The sequence below is a fragment of the Thiobacillus sp. genome (assembly GCF_024708915.1).
In genome coordinates this window covers 1-2,063 of record NZ_JANJXQ010000278.1, presented here as the reverse complement: position 1 = coordinate 2,063, position 2,063 = coordinate 1, and the positions used below count along the sequence as shown (strand labels likewise).

The window sequence follows — 2,063 nt, the reverse complement described above, 5'->3', positions numbered from 1 at the left end:
ACGGACAGTGATCGCGAGATCGGTCGAAAACCCGCATCGATTGGTGGAAGCGGGAGGCCTGGCCAAATCAGCCAGACGGAATGATGTTCGGGTGGTGGGCAGTACAGGGTTTGAACCTGTGACCCCCGCCGTGTGAAGGCGATGCTCTACCGCTGAGCTAACTGCCCCGAAGCGGCGCGAATTAAACCACATCCCGGCTGGGAAGGTCAATTTCGCCAGCGCCTATCCAGTAAAATAGCGCCTTTTTCCACTCCGCCCTGTCATGATCCGCACCCGCTTCGCCCCCTCCCCCACTGGTTACCTGCATATCGGCGGCGCCCGCACTGCGCTGTTTTCGTGGGCGTTCGCGCGCCATCACGGCGGTCAGTTCATCCTGCGCATCGAGGACACCGACATCGAGCGCTCCACCCCCGAGGCGGTGCAGGCGATTCTCGACGGCATGGCCTGGCTGGATCTCGCGCACGACGAAGGCCCGTTCTATCAGTTGGAGCGGATGTATCGCTACAAGGAAGTGATCGCGCAGATGCTGGAAAAAGGCCTGGCCTATCACTGCTATTGCAGCACCGGGGAACTCGACGCCATGCGCGAGGCGCAGCGCGCACGCGGCGAGAAGCCGCGCTACGACGGCCGTTGGCGCCCCGAGCCGGGGAAATCGCTGGCAGTGCCGCCGTCCGGGGTGCAGCCGGTGGTGCGCTTCCGTAACCCCCTTGAGGGCACGGTGGCGTGGAAGGATCTGGTCAAGGGCAGCATCGAGTTTTCCAACGCCGAGCTCGACGACCTCATCATCGCGCGCGCCGACGGCACCCCGACCTACAACTTCTGCGTGGTAGTCGACGACTGGGACATGCGGATCAGCCACGTCATCCGCGGCGACGACCACGTCAACAACACCCCGCGCCAGATCAACATCCTCAGGGCGCTCGGCGCCGAGGTCCCGCAGTACGCGCACCTGTCGATGATCCTCGGCGACGACGGCACCAAGCTGTCGAAGCGCCACGGCGCGGTCTCGGTGATGCAGTACTTCGAGGAAGGCTACCTGCCCGAGGCGGTGATCAACTACCTCGCGCGGCTCGGCTGGTCGCACGGCGACGCCGAGATCTTCAGCCGCGAGCAGTTCGTCGAGTGGTTCGACCTCGACCACATCACGCCGTCGGCCGCGCAGTTCAACACGGAGAAGCTGCGCTGGCTCAACCAGCAGTACATCAAGGCCGCGGACGACGCGCGCCTCGCCGAGCTCGCACACCCCTTCCTGATCCGCAACGGCGCCGCGGTCGACGGCGGCCCCGCCCTCGAGGCGGTCGTCGCGCTGGTGAAGGAGCGCGCCGCCACCATCGAGGAGCTCGCCGACGCCGCCACCCTGTTCTTCCGCACCCTGCACCCGACGCCCGAGCTGCTGGCGCAGCACGTCACCCCCGACGTGCTGCCGGCGCTCGCCGAGCTCGTCGCGCGCTTCGAGTCGCTCGCCTGGGAGCGCGCGGCGATTTCCGCCGCGTTCAAGGAGACGCTCGCCGCGCACGGCCTCAAGATGCCGAAGCTCGCGATGCCGGTGCGGGTGCTGGTAACGGGCGAGCCGCAGACGCCGGCGATCGACGCCACCCTGGAACTGATCGGCAAGGAGAAAGTGATCGCCCGCCTGAAGGCGGCCCTGTAGCCCGGCAAAAAGAATCCGCTATAATGCGCGCTGTTTTTCGCCGGCGTAGCTCAGTTGGTAGAGCAGCGCATTCGTAATGCGAAGGTCGTCAGTTCGATTCCGATCGCCGGCACCAGTTGAAGAAAACGCCGCTCACTGAGCGGCGTTTTTGTTTTCTTGGACCAACGTGCCCGTTGGCCGCTCAGGCGTAGCTGTCGGTCATCAGGTTGGAGAACCACTGGCGCATCTCGTCCATGTTGCGCGCGCTTGCCGGCCCCTGGCCCATCCCGCCCGGAATCGGCTTCATGCGCTTGCTGCCCGGGTCGTAGGCGTACAAGGCAGTCAGCCACGACGCGGTCTTTGCCGTGATCGGCGAATAGCACGCCGAATTCGTCACCGGCGCGGGGTCGGGCGCGAGGCCGAGGAAGGCACG

2 protein-coding genes and 2 tRNA genes are annotated in these 2,063 nt (G+C 65.7%); 2 read left to right on the top strand and 2 right to left on the bottom strand.

The genetic code is table 11. The features are described 5' to 3' along the window. Positions 1-92 precede the first annotated feature (92 nt). Positions 93-167, bottom strand: a tRNA-Val gene (locus tag Q0L94_RS17705). A 95-nt stretch (positions 168-262) separates the two neighbouring features. On the opposite strand from Q0L94_RS17705, the gene gltX reads away from it, so the two are divergent. Next, positions 263-1,651 carry a glutamate--tRNA ligase gene (gene gltX, locus Q0L94_RS17700; protein ID WP_296755975.1) on the top strand — a complete coding sequence of 463 codons (1,389 nt, stop codon included), beginning with the start codon at positions 263-265 and terminating at the stop codon, positions 1,649-1,651. Positions 1,652-1,690: 39 nt separating this feature from the next. Continuing rightward, positions 1,691-1,766, top strand: a tRNA-Thr gene (locus Q0L94_RS17695). Positions 1,767-1,832: 66 nt separating this feature from the next. Here the strand turns inward: Q0L94_RS17695 and Q0L94_RS17690 are convergent. Beyond that, on the bottom strand, positions 1,833-2,063 hold a 231-nt coding region (locus Q0L94_RS17690; protein WP_296755972.1), incomplete at its 5' end, for an FCSD flavin-binding domain-containing protein.

Bases quoted from the DNA above. Each gene is read 5' to 3' on its own strand.
- gltX (WP_296755975.1), top strand. From the start codon at position 263: ATGATCCGCACCCGCTTCGCCCCCTCCCCCACTGGTTACCTGCATATC.